The sequence below is a fragment of the Pseudomonas pohangensis genome, from assembly GCF_900105995.1.
GTDB classification, from domain to species: domain Bacteria; phylum Pseudomonadota; class Gammaproteobacteria; order Pseudomonadales; family Pseudomonadaceae; genus Aquipseudomonas; species Aquipseudomonas pohangensis.
This window is the reverse complement of sequence record NZ_LT629785.1, coordinates 125,543-146,564: the sequence shown is the minus strand read 5'-3', so window position 1 is coordinate 146,564 and position 21,022 is coordinate 125,543. Positions and strand designations below refer to the sequence as shown.

Genomic DNA, 21,022 nt, shown 5'->3' with positions numbered 1-21,022 from the left:
TCATGTTGCGCTAGAAAAATCAGGGAGGGCGGGCATGCAGATTTTCAAGGTAGGTGGCGCCGTGCGTGACCGCCTGCTGAACAGACCGGTGCATGAAAACGACTGGGTAGTAGTCGGTGCCAGCGCTGAAGAGATGCTTGCCCAAGGCTTCCGGCCGGTTGGCGCCGACTTTCCGGTTTTTCTCCATCCACAAACCGGGGAGGAATACGCTTTGGCGCGCACAGAGCGCAAAAGCGGCCGTGGCTATGGCGGCTTTACCTTCTATGCAACGCCCGATGTCACCCTGGAAGAAGACTTGCTGCGCCGCGATCTGACCATCAATGCGATGGCAGAAGATGCTCATGGACAGCTGACAGACCCCTACGGTGGTCAGGCAGACCTGGCAGCAAGGCTGTTGCGCCACGTCGCCCCGGCTTTTGCCGAAGACCCGCTGCGCGTATTGCGCGTCGCCCGCTTTGCCGCACGCTATGCCCCTCTGGGCTTTCGCGTGGCTGACGAAACCATGCAGCTGATGCAGCAGCTTGCCAGTTCCGGCGAACTGCTGGCACTCACGCCCGAACGCAGCTGGAAGGAAATATCCCGTGCACTGATGGAGCCATGTCCGGACATTTTCATTCAGGTTCTTTATGACTGCGGCGCGCTACAGGTGATACTTCCTGAAGTGGCTGCCCTGTTTGGTGTCCCGCAACCCGCCGCGCACCACCCGGAAGTCGATACCGGCCTGCACTTGCTGCTGGTGCTGCAACAGTGCGCGCAACACGAGCAGCCCCTGAGCGTGCGCTGGGCCTGCTTGTTGCATGATGTAGGCAAGGGCCTGACCAAACCTGCCGACTGGCCCCGGCATATCGCCCACGAGCAAAAAGGCGTGCCGCTGGTGCGGGCCATCAACCAGCGCTGCAAGGCGCCGAAGGATTGTCAGGAACTGGCGCTGCTGGTTTGCCAGTACCATACCCACTGCCATAGGGCGCTGGAGTTGAAAGCCTCGACCCTGCTCGAACTGCTGGCGAAAATGGATGCATTTCGCCGGCCGCAACGCTTCAGCGACTTCGTGGCTGCCTGCACCATGGATGCCCTTGGCCGCACCGGGCTGGAGCATCAGCCCTACCCGCAGGCGGGCTATCTGGAGGCTGCAGCATCGACCGCACGTACAGTCAGCGTTCAACCGCTGCTGGAGCAGGGTTTGCAGGGAGAGAATCTTGGCCAGGGCTTGCATGCTTTGCGCTTGAAGGCATTAAGCCTTTTCCTGCACGATCAGCGGCGTAAAGCTGATGGCGAATCAGCACTTCAAGCGCGGAAGGATGCATGAGCACTGCACGCAGCAAAAATTCCAGCAGCACCGAACCCGGTGTGCTTGATTCGGTACCGCCGGGACTGGTGCTTAAACTGACCCCTCCGCGCCTGCGCAAAAGCCTGCTGCCTCGCGAACGGCTGCGCCAGCTGCGGGAAAAGTCCGCAGACGTGGAAGTCATTCTTGTCGAAGCCCCGGCCGGCTATGGCAAGACCTCGCTGCTGGCGCAATGGCGGCTTGACTGGTTGCACAGCGGCACTCTGGTTACCTGGTTCGATCTGGACAGCGATGACAGCGTTACCAGTCTGGGCAGCGGCATCATAGAAGGGTTGCGGCGCGCCTCGGCACGCCCCGAATTTGGCCACGATGCACTGGAAGCCATACGCCGAGGCAGCGGATTTACTCAGGCGGCCACCTCGCTGCTTGCAGAGATTGCTGAATACGCCCACCCCACGGTAATCATCCTCGACAATGGCGAACGGCCAAGCAGCCCGGAACTGGTGGACCTGTGCAACTACCTGCTGCACAACCTGCCACCCAATCTGCAGATTGTGGTCGGCTCGAGAACCCGCTTGCCACTGGCTACCGGCGATCTGCTTGCCCATGGCAACCTGTTGCAGGTAAACATCAAGAATCTGCAGTTTGACCTTGAGGAAACCCATGCCCTGCTGACCCAGAAGCTGGGTGACAAGGCATCTGTAGAATTGGCCGCACGCCTGCACGACATCACAGAAGGCTGGCCACTTGGCTTGCAACTGGCAGTCACCGCACTGGAACAGTCCGCCGATCCCGAGCAGGCTTTGCAGCAATTCTCCCACTCCGGCGACCAGGCCACACAGCAACTGGTAACCGGGTTTCTCGCCCACCTGCCGACCGAACTGGCCGATTTCGCCTTGCGCTGTTCGCTGCTCGACGCTATCCATCCGGCTCTTTGCGCCGCGATTACCGGCCAATCCAATACCGCGGAACTGTTCGAGCAACTGCGCAGCGAAACACCGTTACTGACCTCCATCGAAAACAGCGACTGGCTACATCTGCATCCACTGATCCGCGAGTACCTGCGTAGCAAGGCCAGCAACAGTCTCTCTTCCAGCGAACAGAAAGAAATTCACCGGCGCGCCTGGCAATGGCTGGCCGAACAGGGTGATGCCGAGCAGGCTGCGCGCCATGCACTGGCGGCCGGTTACGCACAGGAGGCCTTCGCACTGATAGCCGTCAACCTGTATGACCTGTGCATGAAAGAAGGCCATTACGGAACTGTTGCAGACTGGCTTAAGCGCATGCCCGAGTCGGAAATCTTTCACAACACGGCCTTGCGCCTGACAGCAGGCTGGCAGGCTGCTTTAACGGGAAACTGGAGGAAAGCCGAATATTATGTCGGCACGCTAGTCGAGCCTCCATGCGCAGACAGCACTCTGTATGGCGAGGCGCTGGCCATTCTGGCCGTTGCCAACTCAAGAGCAGAGCGCCTGGATGTGGCAGAGCAGTATTGTCGCGCCTATCCGGAAAACGCCCCGGATTCGCTGGCTTCGCGCAGCCTGACGCACATCCGTGCTTTTTCTGCGCTGTTTCGCGGAGCCAGCGAAGAAGCGCGCCACCTGCTCAGTAATATTCCCAGTGATAACCGTTACTTTGCCCAGGAAGTCTTTCATGCCCGCAGCCTTGGCCATATCTACCTGTGGGAAGGGCGTCCGACGCTGGCCGACGATGCTGTGCGCAGGCGCCACGCACTCTGCGAAGTGGTTGCCGGTCGCCGCAATGAACTGACCATGGCGTTAGCCAGCATTCTCGCTGCCGCATGCTGGGAACGTGACGCTCGCGATGAAGCGCGGGCGCTTCTCGCATTCCGTTTTAATCTGGGTGACCGCGCCGGCAGCCTCATGTGGAGCGAGCGCAGTTATATGGTACAGGCCAGCATCGCAGCCTATGACGGCGATGAACCGCGGGCTTTTGCCTTGCTGGAAGCACTGACCAGCATAGGCACCACCCAGAGCATCCTGAGCATCCGCTTGATGAGCATGGTCGAGCGGATCCGCCTGCATGCCGCAAGACACCGGTCTGGGCAATGCTCAACGCTTCTGCAGGATATGGACGCACTCTTCGCCAGAGAATCCCACCAGACGCCCGTTGGCCTCCACCCCTTGCTGCATCTTTACCGCAATCTTGCACACAGCTTTACCGCCTTTGCCAGTGGCCAGCCCGCCAACGCCGAACAATGGCTGGATAAAGCCTGGCCACTGGCCCAGCAACTCAACCGCGGCCGTGAAATGGTCCAGATACAGGCCATGCAAGCAGTTGTACGCGACGCTGCAGGCGAATCTCCGGACGAATTACTCAATGCAGCTCTCGGCAGGGCAGAATCCTGTGGTCAGGTCAGGGTTTTTGCCGACACCCTGCCCGAGGTTCCCGACCTCATAAGCCGCTGGGCGATTACCCCGAGCGCTCGCGAACAGGTCAGTCCGGACTTTATTCTGCAAGTGCTGGAGGCAGCCGGCGTCGGAATTGATGAGGCAAAAGAGCCCTCCGCCACCCCGAGCCCGGCCATTACTGCAGCTGCATCGGCCTTTCTCACCCCCAAGGAAAGTGAAGTTCTTAACCTGCTGGCCAGCGGATTACCTAACAAGCGAATAGCTTCGACCATGAATCTGAGCAGCGAAACCATCAAGTGGCATATGAAAAAGCTGTTTATCAAGCTCAATGCCGGCAATCGCCAACATGCAGTAGACCGCGCCCGCCTGCTGGGGCTGATCCCCTGAGATTTTTTTTTGGGGGGGGGCACCCCACCCATACCCCACCCATTCCCACCCTGCGCGGGTGATCGTTAGATCCCTTTGCCGGTCATATGCTTACTCCACAGCCCCACCAAACCATTTCAGGGGCAAGGAGAGACATCATGCGTGCACCAACCAACCTGCATATTCTGGCCACTTCTGCCGGTCTGACTGACGAAGCAGTTGTTGAGCTCTGGAACGAAGCCCGCGCTGCCGCTATCAGTGAACTAGGCGATGACAGTCATCCCGAGTACAAGCGCAAAGCCGAAGGCTTCATGGTTCGTCTGATCGAAGATAAGGCGACCGCCAACGTACCGGCAAACCTGGTTCCCTGGGTGCTGTTCGACATTCACATGGGCATGGCCATTGTGGAAGTACGCAACAGCATCAAGAATGCTGGCGGCCACGTCCGCGAATACTTCTCCAACCTGCGTGGCAACCACGCAGCCTGAAGTACTGTCGCGACAACAAAAACGCCTGACTAGTCAGGCGTTTTTGCATTTACCGGTGCCGGGTATTTCTGCCGCAACTCCAGAGGCGTAAGTTCATTGCCGTTCCAGGCAAAAGAAACCGGCCACAATCGCTGATCAATCCGCGATACACGCCATAATTCGGCAAAACTCTGCTTTTCTCCGGGGTGCTTCAGTTCCGGCTCAAGCAGTGACAGCGGCCAGAGCACAAAGGCATTGCGCAAGATTTCCTCGCGCGGCAACAGCAAACCCTCAAAAACGCCGACGCTCTCGCCATAAACAAGAATATCGATATCCAGCGGCAAACCCTGACGCTGCGGTGCGTAGCGCCCGTTGTCCGCCTCAATGTCCTTGAGCCGCCGATCCAGCTGGGCAATGGACAAATCGGTTTGCGCAGCCACCACCAGGTTATAAAAGGCGCCGCTTTTGATGCCCACCGATTCACTCTCAAACACCGGTGAACAGCGGATTCCCGGCAATAGCCGATCAAGGGCATCAAGCCCAGCGAGCAGATTGGTGACGCGCTCAAAGTTGCTGCCAAGCCCGAGCAAGACGTGCGTTATCGACATCCGCGCTCAATCTCCACGCCCACTGCCGCGGCAGCTGGAACTGCACCCGGCTTGGATACCTTAAGGTAAATCCAGGGTATGCCGAACTCGCTCATCAACAGCTGCGCAAGTCTTTCGGCAAAGGTTTCCACCAGGATAAAGCTGGCCTCGGCAGCAAACGCCTGAATCCGCTGGCAAACCACCGCATAGTCCAGCGCCAGGGCGAGCTCGTCAGCATGTGCTGGCTGGCGAATATCCCAGGCCATTTGCAGATCAAGACGCAAACATTGGCGGACACCCCGCTCCCAGTCATAGGCACCGATGACCGTATCTACTTCCAGCCCCTCAATAAAAACCGTATCCAAAATCAGCCTCTGATCAAAAGCAGGATGGGCAGTTTCAGGAAGATTATGTTCCTGCAACACCACTCTCTACTAAAACCGCACCGGATGCGTGCAGCAAGAGAGCAAACCTGCGCAATAGATAAACTTTCATTCACTAAAAAATAACGCCCTGACACCTTCGGCAGCTAGAATCGGGGCTCATTTGCGCGGAACTACCAACCATGTTCTGGCCTTTGCTGATTTTCGCCTATCTTCTCGGCTCGCTGTCCTTCGCTATTGTGCTGAGTCAGCTGTTTGCAACAGCTGACCCCCGCGCACTCGGCTCGGGCAATCCCGGGGCGAGCAACATGCTGCGTGTTGCCGGAAAAAAACTTGCGCTACTAACCCTGCTCGGTGACCTGCTCAAAGGTTTGCTGCCTGTATTGCTCGCGCAATACTCAGGACTTGATACCCAACAGCAGGCCTGGATTGGTCTCGCGGCCGTGGTTGGACATCTGTATCCGCTGTACTTCCACTTTCAGGGCGGAAAAGGTGTAGCCACGGCAGCCGGAATGTTGCTGGGGTTGTATCCCCCCGCAGCACTTCTGGCAACCTCAAGCTGGGCGCTGACTTTTATCCTGACCCGTACCAGCTCGCTGGCTTCCCTCATATCTACACCCTTGATCCTGCCGCTACTGGCCTGGCAACAGCCCGAAGCCCTGCTGCCCATGAGTGCACTCACTGCGCTTATCGTTTGGCGCCATAGGCGCAATTTACGCGACCTGCTCGATGGCCGTGAGCGGCATTTCTGAGCGGGTTCCAGCAACCTTTGAATACAACCTAAAGCGCCGGCAGGCTGTCCATCGGCCAGCGCGCATGCACCACGATGGCTGGCCCTTCATGCTGGCCGGCCTGCAGGCGCTGACAGCCCGCGTAAGCAATCATCGCGCCATTATCAGTACAAAACCGCGGTCGCGCATAAAACACCTGACCCGAAACTGTAGCAACCATGCTTTCCAGCTCCTGACGCAACGCCTTATTGGCACTGACACCACCTGCAATCACCAGACGTTTCAACCCGGTCTGCTTCAACGCGCGCTTGCATTTGATCGCCAGCGTGGCCACCACTGCCTGCTGAAACGCCAGAGCAATATCACAGCGCGTCTGCTCCCCTGCATCTCCTGCTGCCTTGCACGCTTGCCAGGTATTCAGCGCATAAGTTTTCAACCCGCTAAAACTGAAGTCCAGCCCCGGCCGGTCAGTCATCGGGCGGGGGAAAACAAAGCGTCCGGGAATACCCGTTTCGGCCAGACGTGCGATTTCCGGGCCACCCGGATAGGCAAGCCCGATCAGCTTGGCTGTCTTGTCGAAAGCCTCGCCGGCCGCATCGTCCAGAGACTCACCAAGCAATTCGTAGCGACCGATGCCATCCACCCGCACCAGCTGGGTATGGCCGCCGGAAACCAGTAAAGCGACAAACGGGAACTCCGGTGGTGACTCTTCCAGCATAGGAGCCAGCAAATGACCTTCCATGTGATGCACGCCAAGTGCCGGCACGCCCCAGGCAAAGGCCAGAGCCTGGGCGCATGAGGCGCCAACCAGCAAGGCACCGACCAGCCCCGGACCTGCCGTATAGGCAATAGCGTCAATATCTTCGGCAGTACTACCGGCCTCATCCAGTACCTGGCGGATCAAAGGCAGCATGCGCTTCACATGATCACGCGAGGCCAGTTCAGGCACCACCCCACCATAAATACGATGCAGGTCAATCTGACTAAACAGTGCATCGGCGAGCAGTCCTTGCTCGCTGTCATACAGCGCCACACCGGTTTCGTCGCACGATGTTTCCAGCCCCAGCACACGCATGGACTTGTATTACCCGACAAAAATCTAAAGAAGGCCCGCATAATAGGCGCCCTTCAAGGGCTTTTCTATCAGAACCTTTGCATTCGGCTGCGCAAGGGGTTAATATCCGCAGCCCTTGAAATCCGACGCCTCGTGCCCTAAGGCCGAATGCGTTGGCCATTCAGATATCAGCGATAGGTACGACTTGGATGCCCGCCGTCAAACTTAAAGAGAACGAACCATTCGACGTAGCCCTGCGTCGCTTCAAGCGCTCCTGCGAAAAAGCCGGTGTTCTGGCCGAAGTACGCAGCCGCGAGTTTTATGAAAAGCCCACCACTGAGCGCAAGCGCAAGGCAGCAGCAGCTGTTAAGCGTCACGCCAAGAAAGTGCAGCGCGAACAGCGCCGTCGTGAGCGCCTGTACTGAGTTTTCAGCTCAGTAACTGACGCGCCCTCGCAGCCCGGCTTATGCCGGGCTTTGCATTTGCATTGGTTCGACTCCGCTTCGCCGCCCGGCGAGCTTGCGGAGTTTTCCTGTTTTTGATTCCCGGCTGTCCTGCACAGCGCTTCAGCACTATCCTGAATCCCCTATGGCCGGACTCATACCGCAATCCTTTATCGATGACCTGCTTAACCGCACCGACATTGTCGAAGTGGTGGCTTCACGCATCCAGCTAAAAAAGGCCGGCAAGAATTTCAGCGCGCGCTGCCCGTTTCACAATGAGAAAACACCCTCTTTCAGCGTCAGCCCGGACAAACAGTTTTATTACTGCTTTGGCTGCGGCGCCGGCGGGAATGCGCTTGGCTTCATCATGGACCATGACCACCTGGACTTCCCCCAGGCGGTAGAGGAACTGGCCAAGCGTGCAGGCATGGATGTGCCACACGAGGAAGGCGGGCGCGAAAGCCGCCCCCGCCCGCCCACTGACTCACCGCTATACGCCCTGCTGGAAGAAGCCAGCAAGTTTTATCAGCAAACGCTCAAGAGCCACCCGTCGCGCAAGGCAGCTGTCGACTACCTGAAAGGCCGCGGGCTATCCGGCGAAATCGCCAGAGACTTCCGCCTCGGCTTCGCACCACCGGGCTGGGACAACCTGCTGAAACATCTTGGTGGTGACAGCCTGCAGCTCAAGGCCATGCTCGACTCTGGACTCCTGATAGAAAACACAGATAATCCTGAAAAAACAAAACGTTATGATCGGTTTCGCGACCGCATCATGTTCCCCATCCGGGATACCCGCGGCCGTGTTATTGCTTTTGGCGGACGCGTGCTGGGGGACGACAAACCCAAGTACCTGAACTCTCCCGAGACACCCATTTTTCACAAGGGGCAGGAGCTTTACGGCCTTTTCGAAGCACGTAAAAACAATCGAAACCTTGATGAACTCATGGTTGTCGAAGGCTACATGGACGTCATCGCACTGGCCCAGCAGGGCCTGCTCAATGCGGTTGCAACGCTGGGCACCGCAACCAGTGACGAACACGTCAAACGCATGTTCCGCCTGGTACCAAGCATCCTGTTCTGCTTCGATGGCGATCCTGCAGGACGCAAGGCTGCATGGCGCGCTCTGGAGGCAACCCTTCCCAGCCTGGAGGATGGCCGCCGCGCACGCTTCATGTTTCTTCCCGAAGGAGAAGATCCCGACAGCCTGGTACGCGCTGAAGGCACCGACGCCTTTCAGGCTCGCCTGCACCAGCAAGCACTGCCACTGGCCGAATATTTTTTCCAGCAACTCAGTGAAGAGGCCGACCCAAGCTCACTGGAGGGCAAGGCTCATCTGGCAACCCTCGCCGTCCCGCTGATCGACAAAATTCCCGGGCAGAACCTCAAGACCCTGATGCATCAGCGACTGCGGGAAATCACCGGACTGCAAACGGACCCCGGCCACTCCAATGCCAATGCCAACCCCGCAAAGAGCGAAACAGTCGATACTGACGCGTATTATTACGACTCCAGCCCTGCTTTTCCGGATACCACGGAGCGCAACACCACCAGTCAAAGCTTTACCGGCTACCGGGCCCGGGAATCCGCCAGGCGCAGTTCGGCGCCCCGACAATCCAGCCGCACCAGCGGCGTGGAGTCTCCCACGCTGTCAGCCCTGCGCACTCTCCTGCAAAGCCCCAGACTGGCGGGTCAGGTTGAAACGGCCAGTCACTTTGCCGCGGACGGTGACATCTACACGCAACTGCTCGTCGCACTACTGGAAGCATTGCAAAAGAATCCCAACCAGTCAGCCCTGCAACTAATCTCCCGCTGGCATGGTACGGAGCAAGGACGATTGTTGCGTGCGCTGGCTGAAAAAGAATGGCTTATCGACGCCAGCAACCTTGAACAGCAGTTTTTCGACACCATAAACAACCTGTCGGCGCGACAACGTGAACGTGCACTGGAACAATTGCTGCTGAAAGCACGTCAAACAGAACTGAGCAGCGATGAAAAATCACAGCTACGGGAGCTTCTCAATCGGGAATCTTCACCAGCAAAGCCGACCTCGTCTGGCGCATAGAGCCGTATCTCGACTATAATGCTCAGCTGTCTTCAGCCCGCCAAACCATCCAATGGATAGGGTTATATGTCCGGAATAATGCAACAACAGTCTCGCCTCAAAGAATTGATCAGCCGCGGCAGGGAGCAGGGTTACCTGACTTACGCCGAAGTCAACGACCACCTGCCAGAGGATATTTCTGATCCGGAGCAGGTGGAAGACATCATCCGCATGATCAATGACATGGGGATCAATGTTTTCGAAACCGCGCCCGATGCGGACGCCCTGTTGCTGGCCGAAGCCGACACGGACGAAGCTGCCGCGGAAGAAGCTGCCGCCGCACTCGCCGCCGTTGAGTCCGATATCGGCCGCACTACGGACCCCGTGCGCATGTATATGCGCGAGATGGGAACGGTAGAGCTTCTGACCCGCGAAGGCGAAATCGAGATCGCCAAGCGCATCGAAGAAGGCATTCGCGAAGTGATGAGTGCCATTGCTCACTTCCCGGGAACCGTCGACAGCATTCTGGCCGAGTATCAGCGCGTCACCACCGAGGGCGGCCGTCTGGCCGAGATTCTCAGCGGCTATATCGACCCTGACGATGCCAGCGCTCAGGAAGAAGAAGTTGAGCCGACACCCGAGCCAACGTCAGACAGCTCCGATGACAAGGATGACGACGATGATGACGATGACAGCGATGACGACGAGGAAGAAGGTGACGGCGGCCCTGATCCGGAAGAGGCGCTGCGGCGCTTTACCGAAGTATCGGAGCAACTGGTAAAAGCCAACAAGGCACTGAAGAAGTATGGCCGCGACAGCAAACAGGGCATTAACGCCCTGGCAGAACTGGCTGACCTCTTCATGCGCATCAAACTGATACCCAAGCAATTTGAAGCGCTGGTCACTCACGTACGCACATCGCAGACCAATATTCGCAGCCATGAGCGGGCAATCATGCAGCTCTGCGTGCGTGACGCCCGCCTGCCACGCGCCGACTTTCTACGCCTTTTCCCCGGCAATGAAACCAACGAGGAATGGGTGGTCAAGCTTGCCAAGGGCAAGACCAAGCACGCGGCAGCGATACGCGAGGTCAAGGATGACATCCTCAACCGTCAGCAGCAGTTAATCAGCCTTGAGCAAGAGGTTGGCCTGACCATTGCCCAGGTGAAGGATATCAACCGGCGCATGTCGATCGGCGAAGCCAAAGCCCGTCGCGCAAAGAAAGAAATGGTCGAAGCAAACCTGCGCCTGGTGATTTCGATTGCCAAGAAGTACACCAACCGCGGCCTGCAGTTCCTTGACCTGATTCAGGAAGGCAACATCGGCTTGATGAAGGCAGTAGACAAGTTCGAATACCGCCGCGGTTACAAGTTCTCCACTTACGCTACCTGGTGGATCCGCCAGGCAATTACCCGCTCGATTGCCGATCAGGCGCGGACTATCCGCATCCCGGTACACATGATCGAAACAATCAACAAGCTGAACCGGATTTCCCGGCAAATGCTGCAGGAAATGGGCCGCGAACCCACTCCGGAAGAGCTTGGCGAGCGCATGGAGATGCCCGAGGACAAGATCCGCAAGGTACTGAAGATCGCCAAAGAGCCGATCTCCATGGAAACGCCAATTGGTGACGATGAAGACTCCCATCTGGGCGACTTCATTGAAGATTCGACCATGCAATCACCGATAGACGTTGCAACGGTTGAAAGCCTCAAGGAAGCCACACGCGAAGTACTGGCCGGCCTCACTGCCCGCGAAGCCAAGGTCCTGCGCATGCGTTTCGGCATCGACATGAACACCGACCATACCCTTGAGGAAGTCGGCAAGCAGTTCGATGTGACCCGCGAGCGGATCCGCCAGATCGAGGCAAAGGCACTGCGCAAGCTGCGTCACCCGTCACGTAGTGAGCATCTACGCTCCTTCCTCGACGAGTAAGACCGAAGCCCCCAGCCTAAGTTGAGGGGCTTGTTTCAAGCCGTATCACTCAATCAGATAGTTCTCCACAAGCGCCGCGTCAGTTGGCGCATCCGGGAACAGCTCGTTATAATTCGCCCGCTTTCTGAGGGCCTGTAGCTCAGTTGGTTAGAGCAGAGGACTCATAATCCTTTGGTCCACGGTTCGAGTCCGTGCAGGCCCACCATATTCAAAGCCGTGCAATGCGCGGCTTTTTCTTGGGCGTAATTTAAACCCCACAAAAAAATGCCCACCAAACTAGTTTGATGGGCATTTTCTTTGGCTTACACGGTCACCTAGAACTGCGAAGCATCCAGAAGATACAGCGATTCGCTACCCGCCTTGACCGCTGCAGCCAGAGAATGAATCCGCGGCAGGATACGGGCAAAGTAGAAGCGTGCGGTACCCAGTTTGCTCTGGTAGAAATCACCGTCGCCTTGTTTGGCCAGCGCAGTACGCGCCATCAATGCCCACATGTAGGCATACGCGGTATAGCCGAATACCTGCAGGTATTCGACCGAAGCGGCACCGGCTTCATTGGGATTGAGCTTGGCACGCTCGATCAGATCCGCGGTCATTTGCTCGAGCGTGGCGACAGCCACTTTCAGCGGTTCGACAAATTCCGCCAGAGAAGCATCCGCGCTATCGGTAAAGCCTTTAATCTCTTCGGCAAAGTGCTTGTAGAAAACACCGCCACTACCAATCACTTTGCGTGCGACCAGGTCCAGCGCCTGAATGCCATTGGTGCCTTCATATATCTGGGTGATCCGGCAGTCACGAATCAACTGCTCCTGACCCCATTCCCGGACAAAGCCGTGGCCGCCAAAGATCTGCTGACCATGGACAGTGGTTTCCAGAGCCATATCCGTGAGGAAGGCCTTGGCTACAGGCGTCAGCAACGCCACCAGCTCTTCTGCACGCTTGCGGGTAGCAGAATCCTCGCTGTATTTGGCGGTATCCAGCTGCATGGCCACATAGCTGGAAAATGCCCGGCCGCCCTCATTCAGCGCTTTCATGGTCAGCAGCATGCGACGCACATCCGGATGCACGATGATCGGATCCGCCGCCTTGGATTTGTCGACCGGCCCGGTCGGTGCACGACCCTGTATGCGGTCGCGGGCGTATTCGATTGCGTTCTGGTAAGAGCGCTCACCCAGGGAAAGGCCCTGAATACCAACGCCAAGCCGCTCATAGTTCATCATGGTGAACATCGCAGCCAGGCCCTTGTTCGGCGCATCAACGATCCATCCGGTTGAGCCGTCGAAATTCATCACGCAGGTAGCCGAGGCCTTGATACCCATCTTGTGCTCGATGGAGCCGCAGGTCACAGCGTTGGTATCACCCAGCGAGCCATCAGCATTGACCAGTTTCTTTGGCACCAGAAACAGCGAAATGCCTTTTGGGCCAGCCGGCGCATCTGGCAATTTGGCCAGTACCAAATGGATTATGTTTTCGGTCAGATCATGATCACCACCGGTGATGAAAATCTTGGTACCGGAAATCTTGTAGCTGCCATCCGCCTGCGGTTCAGCTTTGGTGCGGATAATACCCAGGTCCGAGCCGGAGTGAGGCTCGGTCAGACACATGGAGCCAGCCCACTCTCCGGAATACATATTCGGCAGGTATTTTTCCTTGAGTTCCTCACTGGCGTGCGCATTGATCGACAGGCAGGCGCCAGCAGTCAGCATGGGATAGAGACCGAAAGAGAGGTTGGCCGAATTGACCATCTCCTCGACTTGCGCCGAGATCACTTTCGGCATGCCCATGCCGCCAAACACAGGATCGCCCCCTACACTGACCCAGCCACCATCAGCATAAGCACGGTAGGCTTCAGGAAAACCGGCCGGGGTTTTCACCTCACCGGCGGTCCAGGAGCAGCCCTCCTCGTCACCTGTGCGGTTCAGCGGAGCAAGAACGCCCGCCGTGACCTTGCCAGCCTCTTCAAGAACAGCTGCTGCGGTTTCTTCGTCTACCACCTCGGCCAGTCCGGGCAACTCGGCCCACAGTTTGGATACCTCAAAAACCTCATTAAGAATGAAGCGCATATCACGCAAGGGAGCTTTGTAATCTGCCATGTAAACCTCTCAAAGGATTCCGAGCCCAAGGGCCATTTCAGGGCACAAATAATACGGCAAAAATCAATGGATATAAATCGTCATTATGTGACTAAAGACGACCGGACAGTCACGTTTGTTGCGGCGAGTCAGTCTGTATTGCCGCGCACACGCACAGCACCACTTCGACTATAGCCGTCAATACGAACGCAATTACGTCCGGCACTCTTTGCACTATAGAGCGCTTTATCGGCTGCCTTGAGTACTTCTTCGCTTGTACGTTGCGCTAACTGCCGCTCTGCAACACCAATACTGATTGTCACCGACACATTTTTAGCTACCTGCTTTTTACGACTCTGGCGGCCGACCTGATCGTCTTTCGGTCGCTTTTCCTGATCGCGCAGTTTAAGCACATAGTCTTCTATCCCTGCTCGCAGTGCCTCAAGGTGAGGCAGGCAGGCATCCAGCGTCTTGCCGGGAAACACCACCACAAACTCCTCGCCACCATAGCGATAGGCCCGCCCGCCACCACCGACCTTGCGTAACTGGTTGGCCACGACCCGCAGTACCTGATCCCCCACGTCATGCCCATGGGTGTCATTGAAGCGCTTGAAGTGATCGACATCGGTCATCGCTATCACGTACTGACGGCCCAGACGCATCAATCTTTCGTTAAGTGCGCGACGACCCGGCAGCCCGGTCAGCTCATCACGAAATGCCATCTGATAGGCCTCGTGAGCTACTGCCGTAACCAGTATGAGCATTGTCATACTGCTCATCACATGCAATGCGTGCTTGAGAATGAACACGTCCGGCAGCATCCACAGCAATCCAGCCAAACCCATGAACTGGGCCGCATGCAACGGACGAGGATGCCTGATGTACTGAATTGCCAGTAACAGCAAGGCAATAGCGAATAACGGATAGGCAATTTGAATGAGCCGTAACCAGGGCGCGTAAAGCGCAGGCCAGTGAATTCTGGTTAACCAATTACTAACGCTATCCGGATAACGATTGCCCAAAGCGGCTGCCACACCGACGACCAGCACCAGCACAGCTGCACGGGCCAGCAGATCCTGAAACAGATGGGTGCGCTCCTGCCACAAAGCATAAAGGCCGTATAACAGCGGCAGAAGAAGCGTACACAGATTGAAAATCAACCCGGCATCGGCCATCGGCGCGCCGTTGAGATGATAGAAATCGGTCTGGGTATCCAGCTGGTAATACAGCAGATAAATAACAATCAGCAGGAACAGCTCGCGCTGCCGCCCATAGGCGGCACAAAAAGCCCCGCCCAACAGCATCAGAAGCGTGGGCAGCACATTGAAAAGCGAAAGGAAGAAATCATTGAGCTGAACAAAGCTGGCAGCCAGTAGCCCGCACAGCAGCAACGCGAGCGAAGGAGCAAGAAGACTCAGGCGCAGATCAGCAACTCGCAAGTATCAACTCCAGTACCACCGGGTCAAGCCTGTATTGTGCCTGCTGACCGGTAAGAAGGCATCCACACAAGCACAATCAGATTGCTTGTCACCAACAATCCTGCAGCAATGAAAAAGCCCACCATAAAGGTGGGCTCAGGCTTGAACGTGCTGCGGAGGATTAATACCCCAGAGCAAAATCCTCTTCAGCCATTTCCATCAGGTTACCAGCCCCCGACAGCATTGCTTCGGCGTGCATGCGTGTCCTTGGCAGGATACGTGCGTAGTAGAAGCGTGCGGTTTGCAGCTTGGCCTTGTAGAAGGCTTCCTCATCGGTGCCGGCAGCCAGTTTCTCGGCGGCAACACGGGCCATGTCAGCCCAGAAATAAGCCAGACAGACGTAGCCCGAATACATCAGGTAGTCCACGGAAGCGGCACCGACCTCTTCGCGATCCTTCATCGCAGCCATGCCGACCTTCATGGTCAGGTCGCCCCACTCCTTGTTCAGCTTGGCCAGCGGACCAACCAGACCACTGAGCGCTTCAACCTCGGCATTGGCCTCGCAGAACTTGTGCACGATCTTGGTGAAGCCTTTGAGTGCCGCACCCTGGGTCATCAGGATCTTGCGACCCAGCAGGTCGAGCGCCTGAATACCGGTAGTACCCTCGTAAAGCATGGAGATCCGGCTATCACGAACGTTCTGCTCCATGCCCCACTCGGCGATAAAGCCGTGGCCACCGTAAATCTGCACGCCATGATTGGCTGCTTCAAAGCCGACTTCGGTCATGAACGCTTTGGCAATCGGGGTGAGGAAAGCCAGCATCGCTTCGGCAGATTTCTTCGCTTCTTCATCCTGGCTGTAGCTGAGGATGTCGACCTGCTTGGCGGCAAAGAAGGCCATGGCGCGGTTGCCTTCGGCGAACGCCTTCATGGTCAGCAGCATGCGCCGCACATCCGGATGCACGATAATCGGATCAGCCGGCTTGTCCGGCGCCTTCGGCCCGGTCAGCGAGCGCATTTGCAAACGGTCACGCGCATATTTCAGGCCGCCCTGGAAAGCCAGTTCAGCGTGAGCAATACCCTGCAGTGCAGTACCCAGTCGTGCAGTGTTCATGAAGGTGAACATGCAGTTCAGGCCCTTGTTGGCCTGACCAATCAGGTAACCGGTAGCCTCATCGAAGTTCATTACACAGGTGGCATTACCATGAATACCCATCTTGTGTTCGATCGAGCCGCAGTTCACGCCATTGCGTTCACCAACTTCACCTTCGGCATTGGGTACGAATTTCGGAACAATAAACAGCGAAATGCCCTGGGTGCCCTGAGGGGCATCCGGCAGTCGTGCCAGCACGATATGGACTATATTGCTCGCCATGTCATGCTCACCGGCAGAAATGAAAATCTTGGTGCCGCTAACCTTGTAAGTGCCATCAGCCTGCGGCACCGCTTTGGTACGCAACATGCCCAGATCGGTACCACAATGGGCTTCGGTCAGACACATGGTGCCGGTCCATTCACCGGATACCAGCTTGGGCAGGAAAGTTGCCTTCTGCTCATCGGTGCCGTGCGCCATCAGCGTATTCATGCAGCCGTGTGACAGGCCCGGGTACATGCCCCATGACCAGTTGGCCTCACCGACCAGCTCGCTCATCACCAGACCCAGCGACTCCGGCAAGCCCTGGCCGCCATGTTCAACATGCAGGGCAAGGCTTGGCCAGCCGCCTTCCACATACTGCTGGTAGGCTTCCTTGAAGCCGGTAGGCGTCTTCACGCCGGACTCGCTCCAGGTGCAGCCTTCCAGATCACCAACACGATTCAGCGGCGCCAGAACCTGCTCGCAAAACTTGGCGCCTTCTTCAAGGATGGCATTGACCATGTCTGGAGTAGCGTCTTCGCAGCCGGGCAGGCTCTGGTAGTGCGCTTCATAACCAAGCAGTTCGTCACGGACAAAGCGAATATCGCGCAGGGGGGCCTTGTAGTCAGACATAGCAGTTAACCTCAGCGAAAGTTTGTGAGCGCTCGACCGCAGATCGGGTCAAGGGTCAGGTCTTGTAGTGCTCGACACCAGCAGGCGGCAAGCAATCAAACAGGCGTTTGAAACATACGTTTACGCCATCCTGTTGTCAAGGGCCCGTGCAGCAAACAAACCAACCGTTCCAGGCTGGTTAATTGCGCATAGCCTGATACCGAAAAATACGTACAGGCCAATAAATGCGAGCCCTACAGCGGAGGTATCTGTTTTATTCAATGATGCGGCCTGACATCGGCCTGACAGCTAAAGTGCCGTTCGTCGCCCGGTCAGCGGAGCTGCTGATATCGGAATACACCGGCATATTGCTCCGCTCGCAGAGTGCCAGAAATCCAGGAATGGACGGCACAGGCGGGGGTTTTTCTTGTTGCCGGACCGTTCGCAAAACCAGTGGAGCTTGCCGGTCCGGATTTCAGCAAGACAGCCGAAGCAAATCCAGATCGAGGTATTCAGCAACGGCTGCGGGGGCTGGCTCAGCCAGGCGCGGGACGCGACCCAGACAAGGGGCCGGCAGGCGCTCATCCAGCGTTGCCAGAATATCGGCAAGACAGGCAGTGTCGGCATCCACCACATTGGCGACCCAGCCCGCCAACTGCAAGCCGTCGGCGGCAATGGCCTGCGCCGTCAGTACGGCATGATTGATACAACCCAGCCGGACACCCACCACCAATATGACCGGCATACCAAGGACAATCGCCACGTCCGAAAGCATAGCGGTGGGCCCCAGCGGCACTCGCCAACCGCCCGCACCCTCTACCAGCGTGAAGCCAGCCCGCAGATCCAGTACCTGCTGTACCGCTGCGACCAGACTGTCGACCTGCAGCTCAACAGCAACCTGACGTGCCGCCAGATGCGGCGCAATGGCAGGGGCAAAGGCATACGGATTGATTTGCGCATATTCCAGGGCCAGCGAGCATTGCCCCTGCAAAATCAGGGCATCGCTGTTGCGCAACCCCGCTGGCGTTGACTCGCAGCCGGACGCTACCGGTTTGACCGCTGCAGTGCTGCACCCGGCCTGGCGCGCCGCATTCAGCAGAGCAGCCGCAAGCGTGGTTTTGCCCGCGTCAGTGTCCGTACCGGTGATAAAAAACTGTGCACTCACAGGCTCATTCCTCCTTGCGCAACAGGCCGTAGACCACCTGATAGGTCGCTGGCAGCCCTTGACTGACCCGCTTGCTTTCGTAGGCCTCCATCAGCCCGCGAATCCGCTCGCGGCCGGTCAGCCCGCCTGGTCGACCGGGATTCAGGTTGTGCGCGCCGAGCGCCTTGAGCTCACCGGTCAACTGGCGCAAGTCCATGAAATGCAGCACCTCGGCCTGCCGCTCCAGTTGCAGTATGTGCATATCGCTGGCCGCGCACAGCTTCTGATAATCCTCGAACTGGCGGAAGCGATTGACATGCACCATACCGTCCACAACCTGCCAGCTGTCACGCAGCTCTTGCAAAGTACCCACGCACAGGCTGCTGAACGCGAACAATCCGCCCGGCTCAAGAACCCTGCTGGCCTCGCTCAGTACCGCAACAAAATCGCCACACCACTGCACCGCCAGACTGCTGAAGATCAATTGCCGGGACTGCGCAGCAAGCGGCAGGGATTCGGCATCCCCGCCAATAAAAAATCTGGCGCCACCTTGCTGGCGCGCATGCACCAGCATGCCTTCGGCGATATCCAGCCCGGCACCACAGGCCAGCGGGTAACGCTGCGCCAGGGCCCGTGTGAAAAACCCGGTGCCACAGCCCAGATCCAGCCAGCTACGGGGGCTGAATTCTACCGGCAGCGCATCAAGCAGCTGCTGCCCGACCTTGCGCTGCAAAGCCGCTACACCATCATAACTACCGGCCGCCCGCGAAAAGGACGCCGCTACCTGCCGCTTGTCCGGCAAACCCTGCACCAGCTCAGTCATCCGTTACCTCGCCAAGAAACGCCTGCATAACTGCAGCCACCGCATGGGGCTGCTCGAACATAAAGGCATGGCTACCGGGCACGGGTTCAATCTCGCTAGCCGGCTGCAAGGCACGCAAAGCATTGGCAACCGTTGCGGGAACCAGCCCATCGCCGGCACCCAGCAGGTGCAATTGCGGGCCTGCAAACTGCCGTAACGCCTGGCGCACATCCATCCCGGCCAACACCTCCAGACCCGCCAAAAGGCGCTCCGTCCTGACTGGCGGCGCACCGGCAAGCAGCTGCCGGCCAAGGCCTCGCGCCTCCTCCGCACCTTGCGCACAGAGCAGGGCAAAGCGCTTCAGCGTGGCCGCCGGACTTGAGCGGCAACCGTCCGCAAACGCCTTGAAAGTTGCTATCGGCATCGCCTCCGGCCAATCGGCACGGGCAACAAAACAGGGATTGCTGGCCAGCGTGAGCAAGCCACGACAGCGCGTTTGCCGCCGTGCAGCCAGCGCTGTCGCCAGCATGCCGCCAAGTGACCAGCCACCCAACCAGCAGTCTCGCGGCAGACTCTCATCCAGCGCGTCCAGCCAGGCGGTCCAATCGCCTTCCGGCAAATCCGGCAACGCCTCAAGTTGCACCTGCAGACGCGTATCCAGTCCCCGCAACGCCAGTGCCAGCGGCTCCAGCGGCGCAACGCCCAGACCCCAGCCGGCCAGCAGAACCAGACGCTTACCCATGCGCCGCCTCTGCGGGCAGCAAAGGCCAGCATTCGGCCAAAGCCTCCAGCAACTGTTCCAGTTGCGTCTCGCTATGTGCCGCCGAGAGGGTGACCCGCAGGCGGGCACTACCGGCCGGCACCGTGGGTGGACGTATGGCGCCGACCAGCAGCCCACGCGCCTTGAGCAGCTCGGACAACTGCAAAGCCCGTGCGCTATCGCCGATCAGAATCGGCTGGATAGGTGTCGGACTCTCCATCAACTGCAGGCCGATCTCTGCCGCGCCCTGCCGAAAGCGGGCAATCAATTTGTCCAGATGTTCACGGCGCCAGTGCTCGGTGCGCAGCAATTCAAGACTCTTGAGAGTGGCGCAAGCCAGAGCCGGTGGCTGACTGGTGGTATAGATATACGGCCGGGAAAACTGGATCAGCGTCTCGATCAACTCTTCACTGCCCGCGACAAAGGCACCGGCCGTGCCAAATGCTTTACCCAGGGTGCCCACCAGCACCTGCACATCATCAGCACCAAGACCAAAATGCTCGACAATTCCGCCACCGTTGGCGCCCAGCGGACCGAAGCCATGGGCATCATCGACCATCACCCAGGCATCCCTGGATCTGGCCTGTGCACAAAGCGCCGGCAGATCAGCCAGATCACCATCCATGCTGAACACACCATCGGTGACCACCAGGGTATTGCCGGTGGCTTTTTCCAGACGGCTGCCCAGACTGGCCGCATCGTTGTGCAGATAACGGGAGAACCGCGCGCCGCTGAGCAGGCCGGCATCCAGCAGAGAAGCGTGGTTGATCCGGTCTTCCAGCACTGTATCGCCCTGGCCGACCAGCGCGGTCACGGCCGCCAGATTGGCCATGTAACCGGTGGAAAACAGCAACGCGCGCGGCCGGCCGGTGAATTCGGCAAGCGCTTCCTCCAGCTCATGATGTGGCGTGCTGTGGCCGATCACCAGATGCGAAGCACCACCACCTACCCCCCACTGTTCTGCGCCCTGCTGCAAGGCCCGTATCACCTCAGGGTGACTGGCCAGCCCCAGGTAGTCATTGGAGCAGAAGGCCAGCAACTGGCACCCATCCACCCACACCAGCGGTGACTGCGGGCTTTGCAGCAACGGACGCTGGCGAAACAGGTGCGCGGCACGGCGCTCGGCAAGGCGTGAGGCGAGATCGAAACTCATGGGCAACACCGGAAGTCGCTGGATAACCGCAAACGGGATATCC

17 protein-coding genes and 1 tRNA gene are annotated in these 21,022 nt (G+C 58.1%); 8 read left to right on the top strand and 10 right to left on the bottom strand.

Translation table 11 applies throughout. The annotated features are described in order from the left end of the window. Positions 1 to 34: 34 nt before the first annotated feature. From BLT89_RS00655 to BLT89_RS00645, 3 genes are all read left to right on the top strand, one after another. Positions 35 to 1,306: a multifunctional CCA addition/repair protein gene (locus BLT89_RS00655; RefSeq protein ID WP_090192610.1), complete on the top strand. Its 1,272-nt coding sequence runs from the start codon at positions 35 to 37 to the stop codon at positions 1,304 to 1,306. Next, positions 1,303 to 4,044 (top strand): LuxR C-terminal-related transcriptional regulator, encoded by a 2,742-nt coding sequence (locus BLT89_RS00650; protein ID WP_090192609.1) that lies wholly within the window; start codon positions 1,303 to 1,305, stop codon positions 4,042 to 4,044. Before BLT89_RS00655 ends, BLT89_RS00650 begins: the two co-directional genes overlap by 4 nt. A gap of 137 nt (positions 4,045 to 4,181) precedes the next feature. Continuing rightward, positions 4,182 to 4,511 carry a hypothetical protein gene (locus BLT89_RS00645; RefSeq protein WP_090192608.1) on the top strand — a complete coding sequence of 110 codons (330 nt, stop codon included), beginning with the start codon at positions 4,182 to 4,184 and terminating at the stop codon, positions 4,509 to 4,511. A 29-nt stretch (positions 4,512 to 4,540) separates the two neighbouring features. Here the strand turns inward: BLT89_RS00645 and folK are convergent, their stop codons facing one another. After that, positions 4,541 to 5,098 carry a 2-amino-4-hydroxy-6-hydroxymethyldihydropteridine diphosphokinase gene (gene folK, locus BLT89_RS00640; protein ID WP_090192607.1) on the bottom strand — a complete coding sequence of 186 codons (558 nt, stop codon included), beginning with the start codon at positions 5,096 to 5,098 and terminating at the stop codon, positions 4,541 to 4,543. Then, positions 5,089 to 5,442 carry a dihydroneopterin aldolase gene (gene folB, locus BLT89_RS00635; protein WP_090198544.1) on the bottom strand — a complete coding sequence of 118 codons (354 nt, stop codon included), beginning with the start codon at positions 5,440 to 5,442 and terminating at the stop codon, positions 5,089 to 5,091. Before folB ends, folK begins: the two co-directional genes overlap by 10 nt. 200 nt (positions 5,443 to 5,642) lie before the next feature. Between folB and plsY the strand changes: the two genes are divergently transcribed. Next, entirely contained in the window at positions 5,643 to 6,212 is a 570-nt protein-coding gene (gene plsY, locus BLT89_RS00630; protein WP_090192606.1) for a glycerol-3-phosphate 1-O-acyltransferase PlsY, read from the top strand. Positions 6,213 to 6,240: 28 nt separating this feature from the next. Here the strand turns inward: plsY and tsaD are convergent, their stop codons facing one another. Further along, positions 6,241 to 7,266, bottom strand: a complete 1,026-nt coding sequence (tsaD, locus tag BLT89_RS00625) for a tRNA (adenosine(37)-N6)-threonylcarbamoyltransferase complex transferase subunit TsaD (RefSeq protein ID WP_090192605.1) — start codon at positions 7,264 to 7,266, stop codon at positions 6,241 to 6,243. A 188-nt stretch (positions 7,267 to 7,454) separates the two neighbouring features. Here tsaD and rpsU point away from each other — a divergent pair, with 188 nt between their 5' ends. From rpsU to BLT89_RS00605, 4 genes are all read left to right on the top strand, one after another. Next, a complete protein-coding gene (gene rpsU / locus BLT89_RS00620) occupies positions 7,455 to 7,670 on the top strand; it encodes a 30S ribosomal protein S21 (RefSeq protein WP_090192604.1) in 216 nt (71 codons plus the stop codon). Positions 7,671 to 7,833: 163 nt separating this feature from the next. Next, positions 7,834 to 9,750: a DNA primase gene (gene dnaG, locus BLT89_RS00615; protein WP_090192603.1), complete on the top strand. Its 1,917-nt coding sequence runs from the start codon at positions 7,834 to 7,836 to the stop codon at positions 9,748 to 9,750. Between the two features lie 66 nt (positions 9,751 to 9,816). Beyond that, positions 9,817 to 11,664, top strand: coding sequence for an RNA polymerase sigma factor RpoD (rpoD, locus tag BLT89_RS00610; protein WP_090192602.1), 1,848 nt, complete (start codon positions 9,817 to 9,819; stop codon positions 11,662 to 11,664). A gap of 128 nt (positions 11,665 to 11,792) precedes the next feature. Beyond that, a tRNA-Ile gene (locus tag BLT89_RS00605) sits at positions 11,793 to 11,869 on the top strand. Positions 11,870 to 11,978: 109 nt separating this feature from the next. Here the strand turns inward: BLT89_RS00605 and BLT89_RS00600 are convergent. The 7 genes from BLT89_RS00600 to bioF form a co-directional block, all read right to left on the bottom strand. Then, complete coding sequence (locus BLT89_RS00600) at positions 11,979 to 13,757, bottom strand: acyl-CoA dehydrogenase C-terminal domain-containing protein (protein ID WP_090192601.1); 1,779 nt, start codon at positions 13,755 to 13,757, stop codon at positions 11,979 to 11,981. A 128-nt stretch (positions 13,758 to 13,885) separates the two neighbouring features. Further along, the gene (locus BLT89_RS00595; RefSeq protein WP_090192600.1) at positions 13,886 to 15,175 is read right to left on the bottom strand and encodes a GGDEF domain-containing protein; all 1,290 of its coding nucleotides are present in this window, start codon (positions 15,173 to 15,175) and stop codon (positions 13,886 to 13,888) included. Between the two features lie 160 nt (positions 15,176 to 15,335). Next, positions 15,336 to 17,141: a phenylacyl-CoA dehydrogenase gene (locus BLT89_RS00590; protein WP_090192599.1), complete on the bottom strand. Its 1,806-nt coding sequence runs from the start codon at positions 17,139 to 17,141 to the stop codon at positions 15,336 to 15,338. Positions 17,142 to 17,595: 454 nt separating this feature from the next. Next, complete coding sequence (gene bioD / locus BLT89_RS00585) at positions 17,596 to 18,285, bottom strand: dethiobiotin synthase (RefSeq protein WP_090192598.1); 690 nt, start codon at positions 18,283 to 18,285, stop codon at positions 17,596 to 17,598. A gap of 4 nt (positions 18,286 to 18,289) precedes the next feature. Continuing rightward, positions 18,290 to 19,087: a malonyl-ACP O-methyltransferase BioC gene (gene bioC / locus BLT89_RS00580; protein WP_090192597.1), complete on the bottom strand. Its 798-nt coding sequence runs from the start codon at positions 19,085 to 19,087 to the stop codon at positions 18,290 to 18,292. After that, complete coding sequence (locus BLT89_RS00575; protein ID WP_090192596.1) at positions 19,080 to 19,808, bottom strand: alpha/beta fold hydrolase; 729 nt, start codon at positions 19,806 to 19,808, stop codon at positions 19,080 to 19,082. Before BLT89_RS00575 ends, bioC begins: the two co-directional genes overlap by 8 nt. Next, on the bottom strand, positions 19,801 to 20,979 hold the full coding sequence (bioF, locus tag BLT89_RS00570) for an 8-amino-7-oxononanoate synthase (RefSeq protein WP_090192595.1): 1,179 nt from the start codon (positions 20,977 to 20,979) through the stop codon (positions 19,801 to 19,803). Before bioF ends, BLT89_RS00575 begins: the two co-directional genes overlap by 8 nt. Positions 20,980 to 21,022: the final 43 nt, after the last annotated feature.